This window comes from Clostridium sp. (assembly GCF_017888565.1).
GTDB lineage: Bacteria > Bacillota > Clostridia > Clostridiales > Clostridiaceae > Clostridium.
Genome location: NZ_JAGHFX010000003.1, coordinates 1 through 2,731, shown reverse-complemented (window position 1 = coordinate 2,731; position 2,731 = coordinate 1). Strand labels below are relative to the sequence as shown.

The window sequence follows — 2,731 nt, the reverse complement described above, 5'->3', positions numbered from 1 at the left end:
GAGTGATTGGGGGGATAGAAATTAATTACAGTTTTTTAACTAAAATAAAAAGTTAAGGAGGGAAATTTAGTGAGGAAACTCAAAAGAATTTTAAGTTTATTTTTAGTGAGTATTTTAGTTGTAGGAAATGTTCAAGCAATACCAGCAGAAGCATCCAATATAATCAAGCTAGAAATAAAAGTAAAAGGAGAAGGAGAAGTTGTTATTGATGACGGAACTTCTAAATATTCTTTAGGAAACAAAGATGTTTTTAGAGCAGATTGTACATCAGATACTAATTTGAGAATAACTGCAACTCCAAATGAGGGACATTTTATATCATCTGTTGAGGGGATAGAAAATGATGGAGTTATGGATGGAAATAGTAAAATTTACGATGTAAATCTAAAAGAAAATAAGTCTATAACTATTAACTTCTTAGAAGAAAAAAAAGAGGAAACTAAAGATGAAATAATTCAATCAGATGTGATTAAGGAAGAAAAACAAGAAGCATCAAATGAAATAAATACTAATGAGGAAGAAATAAAAATAGATACTAAAGTAGATAAGATACTTAATGAATATCTTCAGGGAATATATGATTCTGAAGAAGCTTTAAATTTCAGAAAAGAACTTGTTGGAAAGCATAATTTAGAAGAAAAAGTAGATGATAACTTTTTCTTTAAAGATGAATATTTAAATGATCTTATTGATTTAGAATCTATAGGGGATTGTATTATTCTAGTTGATATTTCTAAAAAGGATTTAGCATTAGAGTATCTTCAGGATGAAAATGTAGATCCAATCTTAGAAAGTCTTAACAGTTTAAATCCTATTATAACTAGATTTAGAAGGTCTTTATCTCTTATGTCAGTTAGAACTGGAATGACTGTTACAAATCATGGTAACTTAACTTACTATGAAGGTGGAATCCTTATGGGGAGATCAGACATGTTTAGTATAAATGGGTGTACGGCTTTTTGTGCAGATCACACTAAAGTTTCGCCAGGAACTGGGGTAAGAATACTTAGTACTTCTGTTGAGAGTAATTCTAATATTAGAAAAATATTATATTATGGTTTTGAAGGGCCAGCTCAAATATCAGGTTGGGATTCAAATGGTTTAAGAATTGCTACTGCTATGGCTATTTCTGAAGTAAGACATGGTGATGGTAGAAACTTAGGTAAGAGATTACTTAATCAAGTAAGTGGATTACCTGAACCACCATCTTCATTTACTGCATATATTGCTGATACTGAAGGAAGTTCTTATCAAGATTTAGCGTTTTGGATGTATAATCCAAAGGGTTCATTACAAATATCAAAATCATCTGCTGACCCATCAATGACAAATGGGAATAGTTATTATTCAATAGCTGGAGCAGAGTATGGGGTATTTACTAATTCTAATGCTACTGGTCAAGTAGCTACTCTTGTTATTGGTTCTAATGGTTGGTCGCAAGAGATTCAGTTAGATGCGAAAACTTATTATATAAAAGAAACAAAAGCTCCAAAGGGATATGCTTTAGATAATAATATATACCCAATAACTGTTAATTCAGGTAGTAAAGCAACAAAAAGCTTTACTGATAGACCTCAAAATGACCCGATTGCTATTTTACTTAAAAAAGTGGATGCTGATACAGGAAATGCAGTTCCAGTACCAGGAGGAACTCTTGCAGATGCTCATTTTACAATAAAGTATTATGCGGGTGAGTATGCGGATGGTGTAAATCCAGCAGATTTAGGTGTATCTCCTACAAGAACTTGGGTTATGAAGACGAATGATAATGGTATTGTTAGGTTTGATGCATCAAGTAAAGTGTCAGGGGATGATTTTTATTATCAGACCAATGGAAATACAACAATTCCTTTAGGGACAATAACTATTCAAGAAACTAAAGCACCTGTAGGATATAAAATAAACCCAGAAATTTTTGTTAGAAGAATAACACCTAATGGAAATACAGAGGCTGTAGGTACTTTTAATGTTCCTATAATAAAAGAGGATTCCTTAGACTTTACTATAAGAAAAGTACAAGAAGGAACTAATATATTACTACCTAATGTAAAGTTTAGACATACAAAGCCTAATGGAACAACTGAAGAATTAACAACTAATCCAAATGGAGAAATAGTGATTAAAGGGTTAGAACAAGGAACACATAAAATAATAGAAATAAAAGCTACAGATGGTTTTGAAATAAATCCAAATGAGTTTGTTTTTGAAGTTACATCAAGTAACACAATAAAAGTAATATCTAATACTACTAATATGGGAATGAGCTATGTAGAATCAGAAGGCAATGGGGTATTGACAGTAGAAAATAGTTTAAGACCTTTCCAATTAAAAGTAGTTAAAGTCAATGATAAGAATACACCACTAAAAGGTGCTGAATTTACATTATATTCTGATAGAGAGTGTAGAAATGAAATAGGTAAGGCAGTTTCTAATGAGCAAGGAGAGTTATTCTTTGATGGGTTAAAAGTTGGAACTTCATATTACTTTAAAGAAACAAAAGCACCTGAAGGGTATAGAATACCTGTAGATTCAAATGGAAATGTTCATGTATATGAAGTAGTTACTGAATCTCAACCATCAAATGGTATTTTTAATTTTACAATAGATGGAGTTAAATATACTACTAATTCTACAAATGGTGATATTCATATAGAAGGAAATAAAAATGATAGAGTAATCAGCGTTAAAGTAGTTAATTACATAACTATGAAACTACCAAGTACAGGATCAG

Annotated in this window: 1 protein-coding gene; it reads left to right on the top strand. The window is 31.0% G+C overall.

Annotated elements, in window-relative coordinates:
* Window positions 1–69: 69 nt before the first annotated feature.
* On the top strand, window positions 70–2,731 hold a 2,662-nt coding region (locus tag J7M87_RS00305), incomplete at its 3' end, for a SpaA isopeptide-forming pilin-related protein (RefSeq protein WP_291647545.1).